The sequence below is a fragment of the Sorangium sp. So ce836 genome (assembly GCF_028553905.1).
Classification (GTDB): Bacteria; Myxococcota_A; Polyangia; order Polyangiales; family Polyangiaceae; genus Sorangium; species Sorangium cellulosum_D.
This window is the reverse complement of record NZ_CP102233.1, coordinates 9,500,413-9,516,435: the sequence shown is the minus strand read 5'-3', so window position 1 is coordinate 9,516,435 and position 16,023 is coordinate 9,500,413. Positions and strand designations below refer to the sequence as shown.

Here is a 16,023-nt window from a genome sequence, read left to right as displayed (position 1 = left end):
CGGCCGCGGGGAGAGGACGGGCTCAGCGGGGGCGCAGCCCCGGCGGGTCGATCGGGCAGCAACAGCGGTGCTGCTCCGTCACGACCCGGCCCACAGCAACGTGGCGCTGTACCGGGTGAGCAGCTCGTCCACCGTGACGAGCGCTGCGCCCTCGCAGAGCGCCTGTGCCACGAGGATGCGCTCGAACGGGTCTCGGTGATGGTACGGCAAGGCCGCGGACGAGATCGCGTGACGGGCGGTTACGGGGAGCTCGATCGCATCGAGCGCGGCGATCGCTCGCGGGACGAGGACCTCGGGCTGCTCGGGGAGCGGGAGCTTGCCGTTCGCGTGCTTGACCGAGATCTCCCAGGCGCTGGCCGCGGAGATCAGGAGGGTGTTGTGCGGATCCTCGACGGCCTGGCGCGCCGTCGTCGCGATGCGCTAGGGGGCGAGCACCGCCCAGAGCCACACGTGGGTGTCGAGGAGCAGCTTCAACGCTCGCCATCTCCCTCGAAGGCGCGCAGCATGTCCTCCGGCAAGGGCGCGTCGAAGTCTTCCGGGACGTCGAACAGGCCTCGGAGCGCTCCGAGCTTGCGCGCCGGCGGCGTGCCCCTGCGCGGGGCCGGCTCCTCCTCAAGGATGATCACCTCGACGTTCTTGCCCACGAGGGCCGAGAGCTCCGGGATGTGGAGCGTATCCGAGGTGACCTGGGTGTGAATGCGGATCGCGTTGGCCATGGTCAACCGGCGGGAGTGTAGCGCGGGGCCAGGCGTCCCGCACCGCGGGGGCCGTGCGGGACGGCCGCGGGGAGAGGACCGGCTCTGCCGGGAACTGTGCTGCCGGGCGGCGCGCCGCTGAGAACAAGGACGCCTGACGGATGGCGTTTTACGCAAACGAAAATGAATGGCTGCTCTCGCCCCCGCTCCGCCCCTCACGCCCCGCCGCTCTCGAGCGCCTCCTGCAGCGCGCGCACCTCGCGCGCGAACGCCGGCTCGGTGCGCAGCGCGGCGGTCCGCTCCGCCGGCAGCGCCAGCGTGCGGTCGGCGACGATGCGCGCCGGGCGCGGGGACAGCACGACGGCGCGCTCGGCGAGGTAAGCGGCCTCGGTGATCGAGTGGGTCACGAAGAGCACCGTCATGCCGAGCTCGGCCCACAGCGCGCGGAGCTGATCGTCGAGCCGGCTCCGGGTGAGCTCGTCGAGCGCGGCGAACGGCTCGTCGAGCAGCAGCAGCCGGGGCCGCGTGACCATCGCGCGGGCCAGCGACACGCGCATGCGCATGCCGCCGGAGAGCTCGGCCGGGTACCGCGCGCCCGCGTCGGCGAGGCCGACCTGGAGCAGCGCGGCCCGCGCGGCGGCGCGGCGCTCCTCGGGCGGCGCGCCGGCGAGCTCGAGCGGCAGGGCGGCGTTCTCGAGGACGCTCCGCCAGGGCAACAGGTGCGCGTCCTGAAAGACGTACGCGATGGGCGCGCGCGCGCCGCCCGCGCCGCCCGGCCCCTCCTCGGCCTCCACGACGGCCGTGCCGGCGTCGGCGCGGTCCAGCCCGGCGACGAGGCGCAGCAAGGTGGATTTGCCGCACCCCGAGGGCCCGAGCAGCGCGACGAAGGCGCCCGGCGCGACGTCGAGGTCGAGGCCGTCGAGCGCGACCACGCTGGAGCCGCTGCCCCGGAGCGCGCGGCCGGCGTCGTCGAGCACCGGGAAGGCGCGCCGGATGCCGGTCAGCCGCACGCGGACCCCGCCGCTCGCCATCGCGTTCTTCATCTGCGCCCGCCGTTCTATCCGCGCCGCCGCCGGTTGGCCAGGCGCTCGTGAACGCCGCGCCGCGCGGAGAGCCGCCGCCCAGCGCGGAGGCGCCGCGCCCGCCGGTCAGCTCGACGAGGCCGTGCGCACGCAGCGGAAGCCGCCGCCGGCGAAGCGGTAATGCGCCTCGAAGCTCGTGCGCGCCCAGGTGCGGAGCGACTGCGCGCCGTACATCCACGAGCCGCCGCGCATCACGAGCAGCGGCTTGTCCGGAGGCCGCGTGTTGCGCGGGTTGTGCGAGGGGCCGTCCGCGTAGAAGTGCGCGTCGTCGTAGTCCTCGCACCACTCCCACACGTTGCCGGCGAGGTCGAGGATGCCGTAGGGCGAGGCGCCCGCCGGCAGCGCGCCGACGGGCACCGTCCCGCCCTCGCGGTTGTCGTAGTTCGCGCGCGACGGCCCCGGCTCGGCGCGCCCCCAGGGGTACTTGCGGCCGTCGGTGCCGCGCGCGGCCTTCTCCCACTCCGCCTCGGTCGGCAGGCGCTTGCCGGCCCAGTTGGCGTAGGCCCGCGCGTCGTCCCACGACACGTACACCACCGGGTGCTCCTCGAGCCCCGGCGGGATCTCGCCGCGCCGGAAATGGGAAAGGAACCGGCTCGCGTCGGCGTCGTCGGGGCGATACCCGGTCACGTCGACGAACGCCTTGAACTGCCGGTTCGTGACCGGGGCGCGATCCATGTAGAACGCGTCGACATGGACCTTCCTGCGCTGCTGCCCGCTCAGGAACGGCCCGCCGGGGACGAGGATCATCTGCTCGCCGGTCTTCTCGCGGACCGTCGGCGCGAGCTCGCGCCCGTCGGACGCCGGCCGCGACGGGGCGGGCGAGAACTCCGCGAGCGCCTCGTCGAGCCGCGCCCGGAACTCCGCGCACGACGACGGCCGCCCGGCCGGATCCTTCGCGAGCGCGTCGAGGATGAGCCGGTCGAGCGCCGGCGGGATGTCGGGCCGGAGCGACGAGGGCGGCGCCGGCGGATCGGCGACGTGGGCCATCATCACGGCGAAGTGGTTGGGGCTGTCGAACGGCACCTGCCCGGTCGACAGCTTGTAGAGCGTCACGCCGAGAGAGTAGATGTCCGAGCGCGGGTCCGCGGCGTGGGGGCTCTTCACCTGCTCGGGCGACATGTAACAGCAGGTCCCGAGGAACGCGCCGCTCAGCGTGTACGTCGTCCCCTCGAGGATCTTGGCGATGCCGAAGTCGACGATCTTGGGCATCAGGCCGTCTTTGCCGGCCGTGACCAGGATGTTGTCGGGCTTGAGGTCGCGGTGGATGATGCCCATCCGGTGCCCCTCGTCCATCGCGTCGAGGACCCCGCCGAACAGCGCGCGGATCTCCTGGAACGGGATGCGCCCGCGCCACCGCTCGAGGTGCCGCACCAGGGTCGACCCCTCGACGTACTCCATCACGATCGCGAGCAGGTGCTCGCGCTCCACGAAGTCGTAGACGGCCACGACGTTGTCGTGGTTCCAGGCGCGGAGCACCCGCGCTTCCCGGGCGAAGCGCCGCCGGATCTCCGGGTTGCCGGAGAGGTTCGAGTGCAGGCATTTGACCGCCACGACGCGCTCGCGCGCCCGGTCGTGGGCCCGGTAGACGACGCCCATGCCGCCCTCGCCGAGCGTCGACTCGATGCGGTAGACGCTGATCTCCGTCCCGGGCAGGAGCCGCACCGGCGGCAGCGGCAGCGAGGGGGGCGAGAGCCCTCCGGCGCCGAGCTGCGTGGCGGGGAACGCCGTCGCGGCGAAGCCGGGGTCGAGGGCGGCGACGGGGTGGCCGCACGAGGGGCAGAAGCGGGCGTTCCCCGGGAGCGGAGAGCTGCAGCCGGCGCACCGGGAAGAGGTGTCCTGGCCCATCGGTCGCGGGGAGTCTCGCACAGGTCGAGGCCGTCGTGGGCGGCGAATGTGTGGCGCGCCGGGCGCGTCGGCCCGCGTCGGCAGCGGCTCAGTCCGCGCGGCGGCGCGGGATTCCTGCGCTTCGCGGACGGCGCGGACGACGCGGACGGCGCGGCGGTGCGCCGGGGCGGTGGTGTGCCGCGCTGTCGGTCTCGGAGCGCCGCTCCGGGGGGGCCGCGCGGCGTGGTAGCGTCGCGCGGTGGGCGCTCCTCAGGACGGCGACGTCGACGGGCGGATGCGCGCGATCCACGCGGCGCTCGTCGCGGGCGGCGCGCTCGCGCCGCTCGCCCTCGAGGACGCCGAGACGCGCGCGTGGATGGATTGCGAGCTCGCGTCGCTCGTCGAGAACCGCTTCTTCGCGCGCGTCGATCCGGCGGCGCGCGGCGCCGAGCTGCGCGCCGTGTGGGAGCCGAGGGCGGCGCGCGACGGCGCGCAGCTCGGCACGCCGCACGCGGGCGCGCGCTACGCGGTCCCGTACTGGCTCGCGCGGGGCGGCCGCCGGGTCGGCACCGTCGCGCTGTCGACGGGCGCCCGCGGCGAGCCGCTGCTCGAGGTCTCGAGCCTCTACGTGCTGCCCGCCCACCGCGGCCGCGGCGTCGCGGGCGCCCTGCTGCGCCGCGCGGACGGCGTCGCGCGGGCCCACGGCGTGCCCGGCCTGCGGCTGCAGACCCCGTGGTCGTGGCAGCCCGCCGTGCGCTTCTATCTCGGCCTGCGCATGTGGGTCGCCGGCTGGTCGGACGCGCTCACGTTCGTGGTTCGCGCCGGGCTGCCCGCGCACGACATCGAGATCGGCGAGCGCGAGGCCGCGTTCGGGGTCGTGGTCGACGGCCGGACGGAGCACCTCATCCGCGCCACGCGCGAGGGCGATCGGCTCGGATGGGTGGAGTCGCCCCGGATGGAGGCCTATCGCGCCGACGGCTCCGACGTGGGGTGTCTCGGCCCGGGGACGTTCGCCGTCGCCCTGGCGACGCGCGGCTACCCGCTCGTCCGCTCCGAGGCCCGCTGGCGGGAGCGCCACCGCGCCTCCGGCTGCGGGGAGCCCGAGGGGCTCGCGCACAAGATCGAGCTCTTCGAGGCGGTCGATCGCAGCTTTGGCTTCGACGTCCGCACGCCGCGCATTCCGGGCCTCCGATACAGGGAGTACGACGACATCGACTGAGGTGGTGTAAGCTGCCGGCGCATGGACGACTGGCTCCACCGCGCGCCGACCGCGTTCCGCGGCAAGCGCCTCTTCCGGCTCGGCCTCGCGGCGAACTACGGCATCGACGAGGATGGCGTGCGCGCGGCGATGGATCGCGGCGTCAACCTCTTCCTCTGGACGATGCGCGCGCGCGGGCTCGGCAACCCGCTGCGCGAGGCGCTGAAGCGGCGGCGCGACCAGGTGGCGGTGGTCGGCTACGCGCAGGTCGGCTGGTTCGGCTGGGGCGTGCGCCGTGGGGCCGAGAAGCTCCTGCGCGAGCTCGGGACCGATCACCTCGATGTCTACCTGCTCAGCTGGCTCGGCGTCGGCTCCGCGTGGACGGGCTCGACCGAGCGCGAGCTCGTGCACCTGCGCGAGAGCGGCAAGGTGGGCGCGCTCGGGGTGAGCATCCACGACCGCCCGCGGGCGGGCAGCCTGGCGGCGTCGTCGCCGCTCGATCTCTTGATGATCCGCTACAACGCCGCGCATCCCGGGGCGGAGCGGGACATCTTCCCGCACGTGCGCGACGCGCGGCCGAGCGTCCTCGCCTACACGGCGACGGCGTGGCGGCGCCTCTTGAAGAGGCCGAAGGGCTGGTCGGGTCCGGCGATGACGGCGGGCGACTGCTATCGATTCCAGCTCTCCAGCCCGCACGTGGACGTCGCGCTGACCGGCCCGAGGAGCCGCGCCGAGGTGGAGGAGAACCTCGACGCGCTCGCGAAGGGCCCGCTCACCGCGGACGAGGACGCGTGGATGCGCGAGTTCGGCCGGGCGGTGCACGGGTGAGCGGGGCGGCCATGGATCGGAGGGTCATCGCTTGCACCATGGTCTTCCCCGAGGAGGCGGCGCGGCGGCTCGTCGAGGGCGTCGCGCCGCACGAGCTCGTGCTGGCCGGCGCGCGCTCGGCGGAGAACCTCGCCGTGGTCGGGCGCGATCCGGTGGTGCAGGGCGCCGACGTGGTCTTCGGCCAGCCGCACCCGGACGACGTCTGCGCCGCCCCGCGCCTGCGCTGGGTGCACCTCAGCACGGCCGGCTATGCGCGTTACGACGTGGCGGCGGTGCGCGCCGCGCTCGCGGCCCGCGGCGCGGTCCTCACGACGAGCAGCGGCGTCTACGCCGACCCGTGCGCGGAGCACGCCCTCGCCTTCATGCTGGCCGCCTCGAGGCGGCTGCCCGAGTGCCTCGAGAACCAGCGCGGCCCGCGCGGCTGGCCCGACGCGGCCGTGCGGTCGAGGAGCGCGCTGCTCCGGGGCCGGCGGGTGCTGCTCCTCGGCTTCGGCGCGATCGGCCGCCGCCTCGCCGCGCTGCTCGCCCCGTTCGAGGTGGAGCTCCGCGTCCTGCGCGCCCATCCCCGCGGCGACGAGCCTGGCCGCGCCGTCGCGAGGGAGGAGCTCGGCGACGCCTTCGCGTGGGCGGACCACGTGGTCTCGAGCCTGCCGGAGGCCGAGGGCACGCGGCGGCTGGTCTCGGCCGCGCTGCTCGCGCGGATGCGCCCGGGCGCGTGGCTCTTCAACGTCGGCCGGGGCGCCACGGTCGACCAGGCGGCGCTGCTCGAGGCGCTCGAGGCGCGCCGCCTCGCGGGCGCGTATCTCGACGTGACGGATCCCGAGCCGCTGCCGCCGGATCACCCGCTCTGGCGCGCCCCGGGCTGCTTCATCACGCCGCACACCGCCGGCGGGCGGCGCGAGGAGCCGGTGGCGCAGGTCGAGCATTTCCTGGCGAACCTGCGGCGGTTCGAGCGGGGGGAGGCGCTGCTGGACCGGGTGATCTGAGGCGGCGGGGGCGCGCCGGGCGACGGCGGCTCTGTTGCCAACGAAACTGTTGCGAGCGATGGCCGGCGGGGTAGGTTGACCCCATGCAGGTCAAGGCGAAGCTCGTCCGGGAGGTGGGCAACTGGGTGAGCGGCGACCGGTTCTGGAACCGGGAGCAGGAGGTCTGGGATCTCAAGGAGCTCCTGGGCGAGGGGGCGAACGTCCTCATCGCCGCGCCTCGCCGTGTCGGCAAGACGAGCTTGATGCGCAAGCTCTGCGAGGAGCTGGAGAAGGGGGACTACAGGTGCCTGTTCCTCGATCTGCAGAGGTCCCAGAGCGGCGAGGACGCGGTCGTCGAGCTGGGCGTGGCCACGCGACCTCACCAGACGCTCTGGGACAGGGCCAAGGAGCTCGTGCGGGACAGGGCCGAGCGGATCGAGTCGCTCGGCACCGAGGAGTTCAAGCTCACGTTTCGCGAGCACCTGAAGCAGAACTGGCAGGCCAAGGGCGAGCGCCTCTTCGACGCGCTGGCCGGCGACGACAGGCCCGTCGTCGTCTTCATGGACGAGCTGCCCATCCTGGTGAACCGGCTGCTCAAGGCGGACGAGTACACGATCACGCCCGAGCGCAGGAAGCTCACGGACGAGTTCCTGTCGTTCCTGCGCGGGCAGACGATCAAGCATCGCTCGAAGATCCGGCTGGTCGTCGCTGGGTCGATCGGACTCGAGCCGGTGCTGCGCCAGGCTGGCCTGAGCGCCACCGTCAACACGTTCACCCCGTACGAGCTGCGCCCTTGGGACGAGGAGACGGCGATGGGGTGCCTGGAGGCGCTCGCGAACAACTACAGCGTGGTGCTGCGCGAGGGCGCGGCGCGGCGCATGGTCGAGAAGCTCGGCTCCTGCATTCCCCACCACGTGCAGATGTTCTTCAACCACGTTTACAACGACACGAAGCGCCGCGCCCAGCACGAGGTGTCCCTCGAGGACGTCGACCGCGTCTACATGCACAGCATGCTCAGCACGCGGGGGCATGCGGAGCTGAGCCACATGGAGGAGCGGCTCAAGCTGGTGCTCGGGCAGCGGGACCTGCCGCTCACCCTGGATCTGCTCACCGAGGCGGCGGTCGTCGGGGTCCTGACGCCGGGGGCGTCGATGGCGCTCGCGAGGGACAACGCGGCGGCCGCGGAGCCGGGGGCGTCGGCGGAGAAGCCCCAGGACGTGCTGCGGCGCGTGATGGACGTGCTGAAGCACGACGGGTACCTCGTGGACAACGACGCCGGCGCGTTCGTGTTTGCGTCGCTCCTGCTGCGCGACTGGTGGAAGGGGAGGTTCGCGGCCCAGTTCACGCCGGCGGCGGCGCGGGGCGGGCCGTGAACGCGCCGCTCATGAAGCACAACCCGGCGTTCCTCACGCCGGAGCAGCTGCGGTCGTCGTTCGTCGTGAGGAAGCGCGATCTCGACATCGTGCTCCAGTACATCCGCGACAGCACGGGCCCCTCGAACCAGCACGTGCTCGTGCTCGGGTCGCGCGGGATGGGCAAGACGACCCTGGTGCGGATGCTCGCCGACACGGTGACGCGGGATCCGGAGCTCGGGGCGCGCTGGTATCCGCTGGTGTTCGGTGAGGAGAGCTACACGGTCTCGACGATCGGAGAGCTCTGGCTCGAGGCGATCATGCACCTCGGCGACCAGACGGGAGATGCCCGCTGGCAGGCGCTCCACGACGAGCTCCGTGCCGAGCGGGACGACGATCGGCTGTGCGCGAGGGCGCTGGCGCGGCTGGTCGGCTTCGCCGAGGAGCAGGGGAAACGCATCCTGCTCGTCATCGAGAACCTGCACATGCTGCTCGACGAGCAGATGTCCGAGAAGGACGCCTGGTCGCTGCGACATACGTTGCAGAACGAGCCGCGCATCCTGCTGCTGGCCACGGCGACGTGCCCGTTCGGGGCGATCCTCGACGAGGAGCAGGCGCTCTACGAGATGTTCGCGACATACGCGCTGGAGCCGCTCGATCTGGCCGAGTGCCGGGCGCTCTGGGAGGCCGTCGGCGGCGTGGAGGCGGACGCGCGCCGGGTGCGGCCGATGCAGATCTTGACGGGGGGCAACCCGCGGCTGCTCGGGATCTTGGCGTCGTTCGCGGCGAAGACGTCGCTGCGCCATCTGATGGAGAACCTGACGCAGCTGGTCGACGACAACACTGATTATTTCAAGAGCCACCTGGAGAGCCTGCCGGCGACGGAGCGCAAGGTGTACGTCATGCTGGCGGATCTCTGGACCCCGTCCACGGCGCGGGAGGTGGCCGAGGCGGCGCGAATGGAGGTCAATCAGGCCAGCGCGCTTTTGCACCGGCTGGTGGGGCGGGGGGCGGCGGTCGAGGAGGGGCAGGGGCGGAGGCTCAGGTACCGGCTGAGCGAGCGACTGTACAACATCTATCACCTGCTCCGGCGCCGCGGGGCGGGCGCGGCGCGCGTGCGGGCGGTGGTGGACTTCATGGTCCACCTCTACGAGGGGGATGGCCTCGTGGGGCTGCTCGGGCGGATCGCGGAGGAGGCCAAGGGGCTCGGGCCGGAGGAGCGGAGGGACCACTTCGATGTCATGGAAGGGATCCTTCAGAGCGTGCGCGATCCGAAGCTGCGGCGCGATCTGGTTCAGTCATTGGTTTTTACGTTAGACGTCTTGAGTTGGCCTGATGTCAGCGCATCCCTCAGGAGGACGCTCGAGCGTTTGATGTTCAGGGAAGCCGAAGGCGCAGATAAGGAGCGGAAGATTGCGGCGGAGGAATCGGCTCTGATTGATGAGATAGGAGCGTTGGTCGAGCAGAAGCGGTACGGAGAGGCAGGGGCGGCGCTCGAGCGCCTGGTCGAATTCGAGTCAAGCAGAGGCGCGGATTGGGCTAGCTCTGCTGAAGCAGCAACGAATGCTTACGTAGCGGCCGAGCGACCGTATGATGCGGAGCGCTGCGCGAGAAGATGGCTGTCTCTCGCGGCGAAGGAGCCGAAATTCGCCGAGCAACTTGTAGGGATCTTGTCACGCATGGACGCGGGAGAACAAACACGGCTTCTTTGCGAGTACGAAGGAGCGGCAGCTGCGGGGGAGCGCTGGGCGTGGGTCGCCGTCGCAGCTGCGCGGCTCTCTAAGGAGGATTGGCGCGGCGTTGTTCAAGCATTCGGCGAAGCGAGATGTCGTCGTGTGGTCAATCCATTGCTGACGGCGATAGCCTGGTGCAGCGCGATGGTTCCTCAGTCCGGGATCGACGTCGCGACGTGGCAGAATGAGCATCGGAGGGTGCTGAAGCCCGCTTGCCCTTGGGCTGGACGAATACTCGCAGCATCGGATCAGCCAACGGTGCGGATCGAAGGTGCCGTGATGCTCGGTGTCGGGGCTGGGCTCTGGGACGAGGGATTCACTGTCATCGAGCAGATCCTCTCCTCCGAGGAGGATACGATGAAAGTTGCACCCAGTCTGAGTGCGCTTCTCATCGAGGCCGCCGCGGCGGGGCAGGCCGACAGAGCGCTGTCCGTCATCGAAGCATCCCCGGCCAGGCTCACGTTCGAGCCGCTCATCGTCGCGCTCCGGCAGATCGTAGGGCGGCCCGTTCACGCTCCACCTGAGGTGCTGGAGGTCGTCTCCGACCTCATCGGGCTCATCGAGCGACGCCGCGAGGGGAGAGAGAAAGCGGGCTCCGAAAAGGCGCGTGCCTCACAGTACCGCGCGAGCGCCAGCACCAAGCTCCGGCGCGCCGATAAGAGCCGCGTTGCCGCGAAGAGCTGACCCGAGTGGGGCCTGTCATAGCGAGCAGGTCGACGGCCATCCTGGCGGAGCCGTCCCGCTGGATGCCGTCGCGTGTGCTTCGCGAGCTCTCGATCCTGGCGACCAGAGCAGCACGTCGCCAACGAGGTGGGTGGCCCGCGAGACGTGGCTCGCCTGATTGAAGCGCCCTGCGTGCGCTGAAAACCCACCATCGACGGCGGAGTGTGCGCGGTCGTCCCGCACGATGAGGCGCGCACTCCGCAGCTGAGGCGTTCAGGCAGCAGCCGCCGTAGCCGCGGAGCGCGGCTGGCCCGGGGGGCTGCTCGTGCCCGGTGCCGTGATGTGTGCGGTGCCGGGCCAGCGGGCCCGATGAGGCGGCGTGCCCTGATTTCGGCGCGAGCTCGGCGCGGGCTCTCCTGGCTCGCGCGGCGGCGCGCCGAGCGACGCGCAGGGGCCTGCCTCGACATCACCCCCGCAAGGGACGTCTTCGCGCTGGCCTCGAACTTGAATTGGCAGATGTGCACGACCTGACATTTCCTCAGCCAGCGCAGGCCCGAGATCGCGCGGCACCCCCCCGCTCCGACAAAACAGAGGACCAACGATGCGCTATCGCAAGGGCTCTCTTCTCGGCTATCTGGCGATCCCGGCCTTCTCCACCCTGCTGGTCGCGAGCTGCACCAGCGCCGACCCCTCCGCGGCCGACGGCGACGACGACGAGGCGGTGGGCGAAGCCCATGGCGCGCTCACCCCCGACCATTGCAACGACTTCGACGTCCACGGCACGATCCTGATGTGCCACAGGAACGGCTCCACGACGTACCCCTACACGATCCTCAAGATCAATCTGTTGTGCCTCCCCGCGCACTTGCTGCATCTCGGCGACTACATCGCCCTGGGCAACCCCACCTGCCACGGCGACGGCTGCCTCCCGAAGGGCGCGCCCTGCGACGCCACGGTGCCGTGCTGCGACGGCCTCACCTGTCATCACGGCACATGCACCGAGAACAACGAGTGCGTCCTGGGCACCGACAACTGCGACGCGAACGCTACATGCACCGATACGCCGACCTCCTTCACCTGCGCTTGCAACGCGGGGTACGAGGGCAACGGCGTGACCTGCACCGACATCGACGAGTGCGCCGAAAGCCCATGCCAGAACGGCGGGACCTGCGTCGATGGCATCGACAGCTATACCTGCGCGTGCTCGCCCGGCTTCACCGGCGCGAGCTGCGAGACCGACATCGACGAGTGCGCCGAAAGCCCGTGCCAGAACGACGGGATCTGCACCGACGGCATCGACAGCTACACCTGCGAGTGCTTGCCCACCTACGAGGGGACCCGCTGCGAGGCGTGCGAAGGCAGCCTCGCGGACTGCAACGGGGTCACGTCCGACGGCTGCGAGGTGAACCTCCAGAGCGACGCCTCCCACTGCAGCGCCTGCGACAGCGCGTGCGCGGCGGGTGAAATCTGCTCGAACGGCGGCTGCCAGGCCGCGCCCCCCGGCCAGGTCCCCGGCACGCCGATCAGCGTGCCCGAGACCCACAGCCCGCTGGCTCCGGCGGTCGCCGATGTGAACGGCGACGGTGCGCTCGACATCCTGGTGGCCAACGCCGAATCCGGATCGCCGCAGACCCCCTCCGGGTCGCTCTCCGTGTTCCACGGCAACGGCGACGCGACCGTCCAGCCCGAGCTCTACTACACAGGCGCCCCGCTCTCCAGCAACGCAGTCGTGGCGGTGGACGTGGACGGCGACGGGTGGCTCGACGCCGTCACCGTCGACGGCCAGACCAACCTGCCCACCACCAACGGGAGCATCAGCGTCTACCGAAACCTGGGCCCGAGCGCGCCCGGAACCTTCGGCATGCCGACGACCTTCACCACCGGAACCCCGGGCTCCGTCCACCTCTGCACCGGGGACTTCGATCACGACGGGGTGGCCGACATCGCCACCACCAGCGTGACCCTGAGTCAGGTGAGCGTGATCCTGGGCACCGGCGGTGGAGGCTTCGGCGCGCCCGCGCTCATCTCCATCTCGGGCACCGGCGGCGTGCAGTCGAGCATCGCCTGCCGTGATCTGAACGGCGACGGCTTCTCCGATCTCGTGGTGACGAGCCCCGGCACCGCGCGCCTGTCGATCCTCATCAGCCAGGGCAACGGCTCGTTCGCCGCGCCGGTCGCCTACGCCAACGCCGCCAGCGGCCAGACGGCGGGCATCGCCTTCGGCGACGCCGACGGCGACGGAAAGCTCGACATCCTCTCGAACGGCGCGGCCGGCCGGTTCCTCTTCTTCTTCAAAGGGAACGGCAACGGCACGTTCGCGAGCGGCGTCTCATCCACCGCCTCGCCCACCGCGATCGCCAACTCGGCGCTGGGGGTCGTGGCCAGCGACTTCAATGGCGACGGTAAGCTCGACGCCTACATCCTGGTCACCACCTCCTCGGGCGGCGTCCGCCCGATGACCGGCAACGGCGGCGGAGGCTTCACCTCGGGCCCCGTCGTCCCGACCGGCGCCTCGCCCGGCCCCAACGCCATCGCCGCCGCGGACCTGGATGGCGACGGGTACGACGATCTCGTCCTGACCAACCGCGGCTCCGGCACCCTCACCGTGATCCCGAACGGACTCTGACCCGCCTTTTCGCCCTTTTCGCGCGGATCCGGTGGCTCGCGCGGCGGCGCGCGCGAAACGCGAAAGACGCGCAGGGGCCTGCCTCGACATCACCTCCGCAAAGGACGTCTTCACACGGGTATCGGTCTCGAGTCGGTTGAGTCGGACGACCTGAGATTTCTTCAGCCGGCGCAGGCTAACATCGCGCGGCACCACCCCCGCCGCTTCAACAAAGAAACAGAGGACGACCCATGAGCCATCGCAAGAGCTCTCTTTTCAGCTGTCTGGCGATCCCGGCCTTCTCCGCCCTGCTGCTCGCGAGCTGCACCAGCGCCGGCCCCTCCGTGGCCGACGGCGATGACAACGACCCGATCTGCGACCCGACCTGCGGCGGCGAGGGCTGTCTGGCCGTGAACGCGCCGTGCGACGCCATGGTGCCGTGCTGCGACGGCCTCACCTGCCAGAGCGGCACATGCACCGATGTGAACGAGTGCGCCCTGAGCACCGACAACTGCGACGCGAACGCGGCGTGCACCAACACGACAGGCTCCTTCACCTGCGCTTGCAACGCGGGGTATGAGGGCGACGGCGTGACGTGCACCAACATCGACGAGTGCGCCGAAAGCCCGTGCCAGAACGGCGGGACCTGCGTCGACGGCATCGACAGCGCCACCTGCGAGTGCTTGCCCGGCTTCACCGGCGCGAGCTGCGAGACCGACATCGACGAATGCGCCGAAAGCCCGTGCCAGAACGGCGGAACCTGCGTCGACGGCATCAACCGCACCACCTGCGAGTGCTTGCCCGGCTTCACCGGCGCCAACTGCGAGACCGACATCGACGAGTGCGCCGAAAGCCCGTGCCAGAACGGCGGGACCTGCACCGACGGCATCGACAGGTACACCTGCGAGTGCTTGCCCACCTACGAGGGGACCCGCTGCGAGGCGTGCGAAGGCAGCCTCGCGGACTGCAACGGGCTCACGTCCGACGGCTGCGAGGTCAACCTCCAGAGCGACGCCTCGCACTGCAATGCCTGCAACCTCGCTTGCGCGGCGGGAGAAATCTGCTCGAACGGCGGCTGCCAGACCCCGCCCTCCGGCCAGGTCCCCGGCACGCCGATCAGCACCTCCGCTCCCCACAACCCGCTGGCTCCCGCGGTCGCCGATGTGAACGGCGACGGTGCGCTCGACATCCTGGTGGCCAACGGCGAATCCGGATCGTCGATGACCCCCTCCGGGTCGCTCTCCGTGTTCCACGGCAACGGCGACGCGATCTTCCAGCCGGAGCTCTACACCGCGGGCGCCCCGCTCTCCAGCAACGCGGTCGTGGCGGTGGACGTGGACGGCGACGGGTGGCTCGACGCCGTCACCGTCGACGGCCAGACCAACCTGCCCACCAGCAACGGGAGCATCAGCGTCTACCGGAACCTGGGCCCGAGCGCGCCCGGAACCTTCGACACGCCGACGAGCTTCACCACCGGAACGCCGGGCTCCGTCCACCTCTGCGCCGGGGACTTCGATCATGACGGGGTGGCCGACATCGCCACCACCAGCGTGACCCAGAGTCAGGTGAGCGTGCTCCTGGGCACCGGCGGGGGCAGCTTCGGCGCGCCCACGCTCATCGCCATCGCGGCCACCGGCGGCGTGCAGTCGAGCATCGCCTGCCGTGATCTGAACGGCGACGGCTTCTCCGATCTCGTGGTGACGAGCCCCAGCGCCGCGCGTCTCTCGATCCTCATCAACCAGGGCAACGGCTCGTTCGCCGCGCCGGTCGCCTACACCAATTCTGCCAACGGCCAGACGGCGGGCATCGCCTTCGGCGACGCCGACGGCGACGGCACGCTCGACATCCTCTCGAACGGCGCGGCCGGCGCGTACCTCTACTTCTTCAAAGGGAACGGCGACGGCACGGTCGCGAGCGGCGTTCGGTCCGCCACCGGGGCCAGCGCGATCGCCAATTCGGCGCTGGGGGTCGTGGCCGGCGATTTCAACGGCGACGGCAAGCTCGACGCCTACATCCTGGTCACCACCTCCTCGGGCGGCGTCCGTCCGATGACCGGCGACGGCGGCGGAGGCTTCACCTCGGGCCCCGTCGTCCCGACCGGCACCTCGCCCGGCCCCAACGCCATCGCCGTCGCAGACCTGGATGGCGATGGGTACGACGATCTCGTCTTGACCAACAGGGGATCCGGCACCCTCACCGTGATCCCCAACGGGCTCTGACCCGCCGTTTCGCCCTCACGCTGCGTACCGTCCGGGGAGTCTACTGACGAGACCGGCCGGACTGACACGCAGCGCTCCCCGAAGCTCCACGGAGCGACTCACGGTCTCCCCCCTCCCGCAGGCACGTCGTAGGATGTCTGCGAGGTGGGGGGAGAAAGGGAGGGGATCACTTCCTGGAGACCCGCCGCGCGGAGGCCGTCATAGGCTTGCCTTCGCGCGCCGGCCGGTGTCCGCAGCTGGTGCGTGACGTCTCCGAAGTGGTTGGATCTCGTGCCCCCGTGCCGTCACTGGGTGAGCACGATGCTGTCGACCAGGCCTGTGGTGTTGCTGACGGGAGTGCCGAGCAGGCATCCCACGACGCTGCCGAGATAGCTGACCCCGGATGTGACCTTGGTGGCAGCGTCTCCCGCGTAGCGCCCGGCGGTGACGGTCCCGGTAAAAATGGCGGTTTGGCCGACGACGGTCGGGGCTGACCAGGTGATGGTGCTGGTGCCGCCGGTGGCATCGCTCCAGGTGACCGTCTCGGTCTCCGGCGGTCCCGCGGTGACGGGCACGCAGCCGAGGGATACCTCGATGGAGGCGGCGCCGGTGGCGCTGGGGCCGATCGCGCAGGTGTCGTAGTCGAAGGCTTCGGTCACCGTGACGTTCTGCGGGGTAACGGTGACGGCCGGGCTGAAGGACCGGTCGAAGGATCCCGCGCATTGAACGTCGACGACCGCTGCGCGCGCGGGCGCAGCGAGGGTGAAGCACACCGGGGCTGCGGCGGCCATGATGGCGGCGACGGTGAGCTGGGCGATTCGCAGCGTGTCGATCTTCGCGTTGCGGAGCATCGGTCATCCCTCCTGTGAGAATCTAGGCA

General features: G+C 71.1%; 12 protein-coding genes. 7 read left to right on the top strand and 5 right to left on the bottom strand.

Annotated elements, in window-relative coordinates:
- Positions 1–78: 78 nt before the first annotated feature.
- The 4 genes from NQZ70_RS53170 to NQZ70_RS34335 all read right to left on the bottom strand — a co-directional run bounded on the left by NQZ70_RS53170 (position 79) and on the right by NQZ70_RS34335 (position 3,622).
- Positions 79–417 (bottom strand): type II toxin-antitoxin system VapC family toxin, encoded by a 339-nt coding sequence (locus NQZ70_RS53170; protein ID WP_324293069.1) that lies wholly within the window; start codon positions 415–417, stop codon positions 79–81.
- Between the two features lie 53 nt (positions 418–470).
- A complete protein-coding gene (locus NQZ70_RS34345; RefSeq protein WP_129578006.1) occupies positions 471–716 on the bottom strand; it encodes a type II toxin-antitoxin system prevent-host-death family antitoxin in 246 nt (81 codons plus the stop codon).
- 194 nt (positions 717–910) lie between these two features.
- The gene (locus NQZ70_RS34340; protein WP_207217567.1) at positions 911–1,738 is read right to left on the bottom strand and encodes an ABC transporter ATP-binding protein; all 828 of its coding nucleotides are present in this window, start codon (positions 1,736–1,738) and stop codon (positions 911–913) included.
- A 105-nt stretch (positions 1,739–1,843) separates the two neighbouring features.
- Entirely contained in the window at positions 1,844–3,622 is a 1,779-nt protein-coding gene (locus tag NQZ70_RS34335; RefSeq protein ID WP_129578005.1) for a bifunctional serine/threonine-protein kinase/formylglycine-generating enzyme family protein, read from the bottom strand.
- A gap of 238 nt (positions 3,623–3,860) precedes the next feature.
- Between NQZ70_RS34335 and NQZ70_RS34330 the strand changes: the two genes are divergently transcribed.
- The 7 genes from NQZ70_RS34330 (at position 3,861) to NQZ70_RS34300 (ending at position 15,164) form a co-directional block, all read left to right on the top strand.
- The gene (locus NQZ70_RS34330; protein ID WP_129578004.1) at positions 3,861–4,820 is read left to right on the top strand and encodes a GNAT family N-acetyltransferase; all 960 of its coding nucleotides are present in this window, start codon (positions 3,861–3,863) and stop codon (positions 4,818–4,820) included.
- A 21-nt stretch (positions 4,821–4,841) separates the two neighbouring features.
- Positions 4,842–5,627: an aldo/keto reductase gene (locus NQZ70_RS34325; protein ID WP_129578003.1), complete on the top strand. Its 786-nt coding sequence runs from the start codon at positions 4,842–4,844 to the stop codon at positions 5,625–5,627.
- 11 nt (positions 5,628–5,638) lie between these two features.
- A complete protein-coding gene (locus tag NQZ70_RS34320; RefSeq protein ID WP_129578002.1) occupies positions 5,639–6,613 on the top strand; it encodes a D-2-hydroxyacid dehydrogenase in 975 nt (324 codons plus the stop codon).
- An 83-nt stretch (positions 6,614–6,696) separates the two neighbouring features.
- A complete protein-coding gene (locus NQZ70_RS34315; protein ID WP_129578001.1) occupies positions 6,697–7,965 on the top strand; it encodes an ATP-binding protein in 1,269 nt (422 codons plus the stop codon).
- Between the two features lie 11 nt (positions 7,966–7,976).
- Positions 7,977–10,361, top strand: coding sequence for an ATP-binding protein (locus NQZ70_RS34310; RefSeq protein ID WP_129578000.1), 2,385 nt, complete (start codon positions 7,977–7,979; stop codon positions 10,359–10,361).
- Between the two features lie 580 nt (positions 10,362–10,941).
- Positions 10,942–12,966 carry an FG-GAP-like repeat-containing protein gene (locus NQZ70_RS34305; protein WP_129577999.1) on the top strand — a complete coding sequence of 675 codons (2,025 nt, stop codon included), beginning with the start codon at positions 10,942–10,944 and terminating at the stop codon, positions 12,964–12,966.
- Positions 12,967–13,196: 230 nt separating this feature from the next.
- Positions 13,197–15,164: an FG-GAP-like repeat-containing protein gene (locus tag NQZ70_RS34300; protein ID WP_129577998.1), complete on the top strand. Its 1,968-nt coding sequence runs from the start codon at positions 13,197–13,199 to the stop codon at positions 15,162–15,164.
- 284 nt (positions 15,165–15,448) lie between these two features.
- Here NQZ70_RS34300 and NQZ70_RS34295 read toward each other — a convergent pair whose 3' ends face one another.
- Positions 15,449–15,994 carry a hypothetical protein gene (locus NQZ70_RS34295; protein WP_129577997.1) on the bottom strand — a complete coding sequence of 182 codons (546 nt, stop codon included), beginning with the start codon at positions 15,992–15,994 and terminating at the stop codon, positions 15,449–15,451.
- Between the last annotated feature and the right edge of the window lie 29 nt (positions 15,995–16,023).

Excerpts from the sequence above, each read along its gene's own strand:
- NQZ70_RS34345 (WP_129578006.1), bottom strand. The coding sequence starts at position 716 with ATGGCCAACGCGATCCGCATTCACACCCAGGTCACCTCGGATACGCTC.
- NQZ70_RS34340 (WP_207217567.1), bottom strand. The coding sequence starts at position 1,738 with ATGAAGAACGCGATGGCGAGCGGCGGGGTCCGCGTGCGGCTGACCGGC.
- NQZ70_RS34335 (WP_129578005.1), bottom strand. The coding sequence starts at position 3,622 with ATGGGCCAGGACACCTCTTCCCGGTGCGCCGGCTGCAGCTCTCCGCTC.
- NQZ70_RS34325 (WP_129578003.1), top strand. The coding sequence starts at position 4,842 with ATGGACGACTGGCTCCACCGCGCGCCGACCGCGTTCCGCGGCAAGCGC.
- NQZ70_RS34320 (WP_129578002.1), top strand. The coding sequence starts at position 5,639 with ATGGATCGGAGGGTCATCGCTTGCACCATGGTCTTCCCCGAGGAGGCG.
- NQZ70_RS34315 (WP_129578001.1), top strand. The coding sequence starts at position 6,697 with ATGCAGGTCAAGGCGAAGCTCGTCCGGGAGGTGGGCAACTGGGTGAGC.
- NQZ70_RS34310 (WP_129578000.1), top strand. The coding sequence starts at position 7,977 with ATGAAGCACAACCCGGCGTTCCTCACGCCGGAGCAGCTGCGGTCGTCG.
- NQZ70_RS34305 (WP_129577999.1), top strand. The coding sequence starts at position 10,942 with ATGCGCTATCGCAAGGGCTCTCTTCTCGGCTATCTGGCGATCCCGGCC.
- NQZ70_RS34300 (WP_129577998.1), top strand. The coding sequence starts at position 13,197 with ATGAGCCATCGCAAGAGCTCTCTTTTCAGCTGTCTGGCGATCCCGGCC.
- NQZ70_RS34295 (WP_129577997.1), bottom strand. The coding sequence starts at position 15,994 with ATGCTCCGCAACGCGAAGATCGACACGCTGCGAATCGCCCAGCTCACC.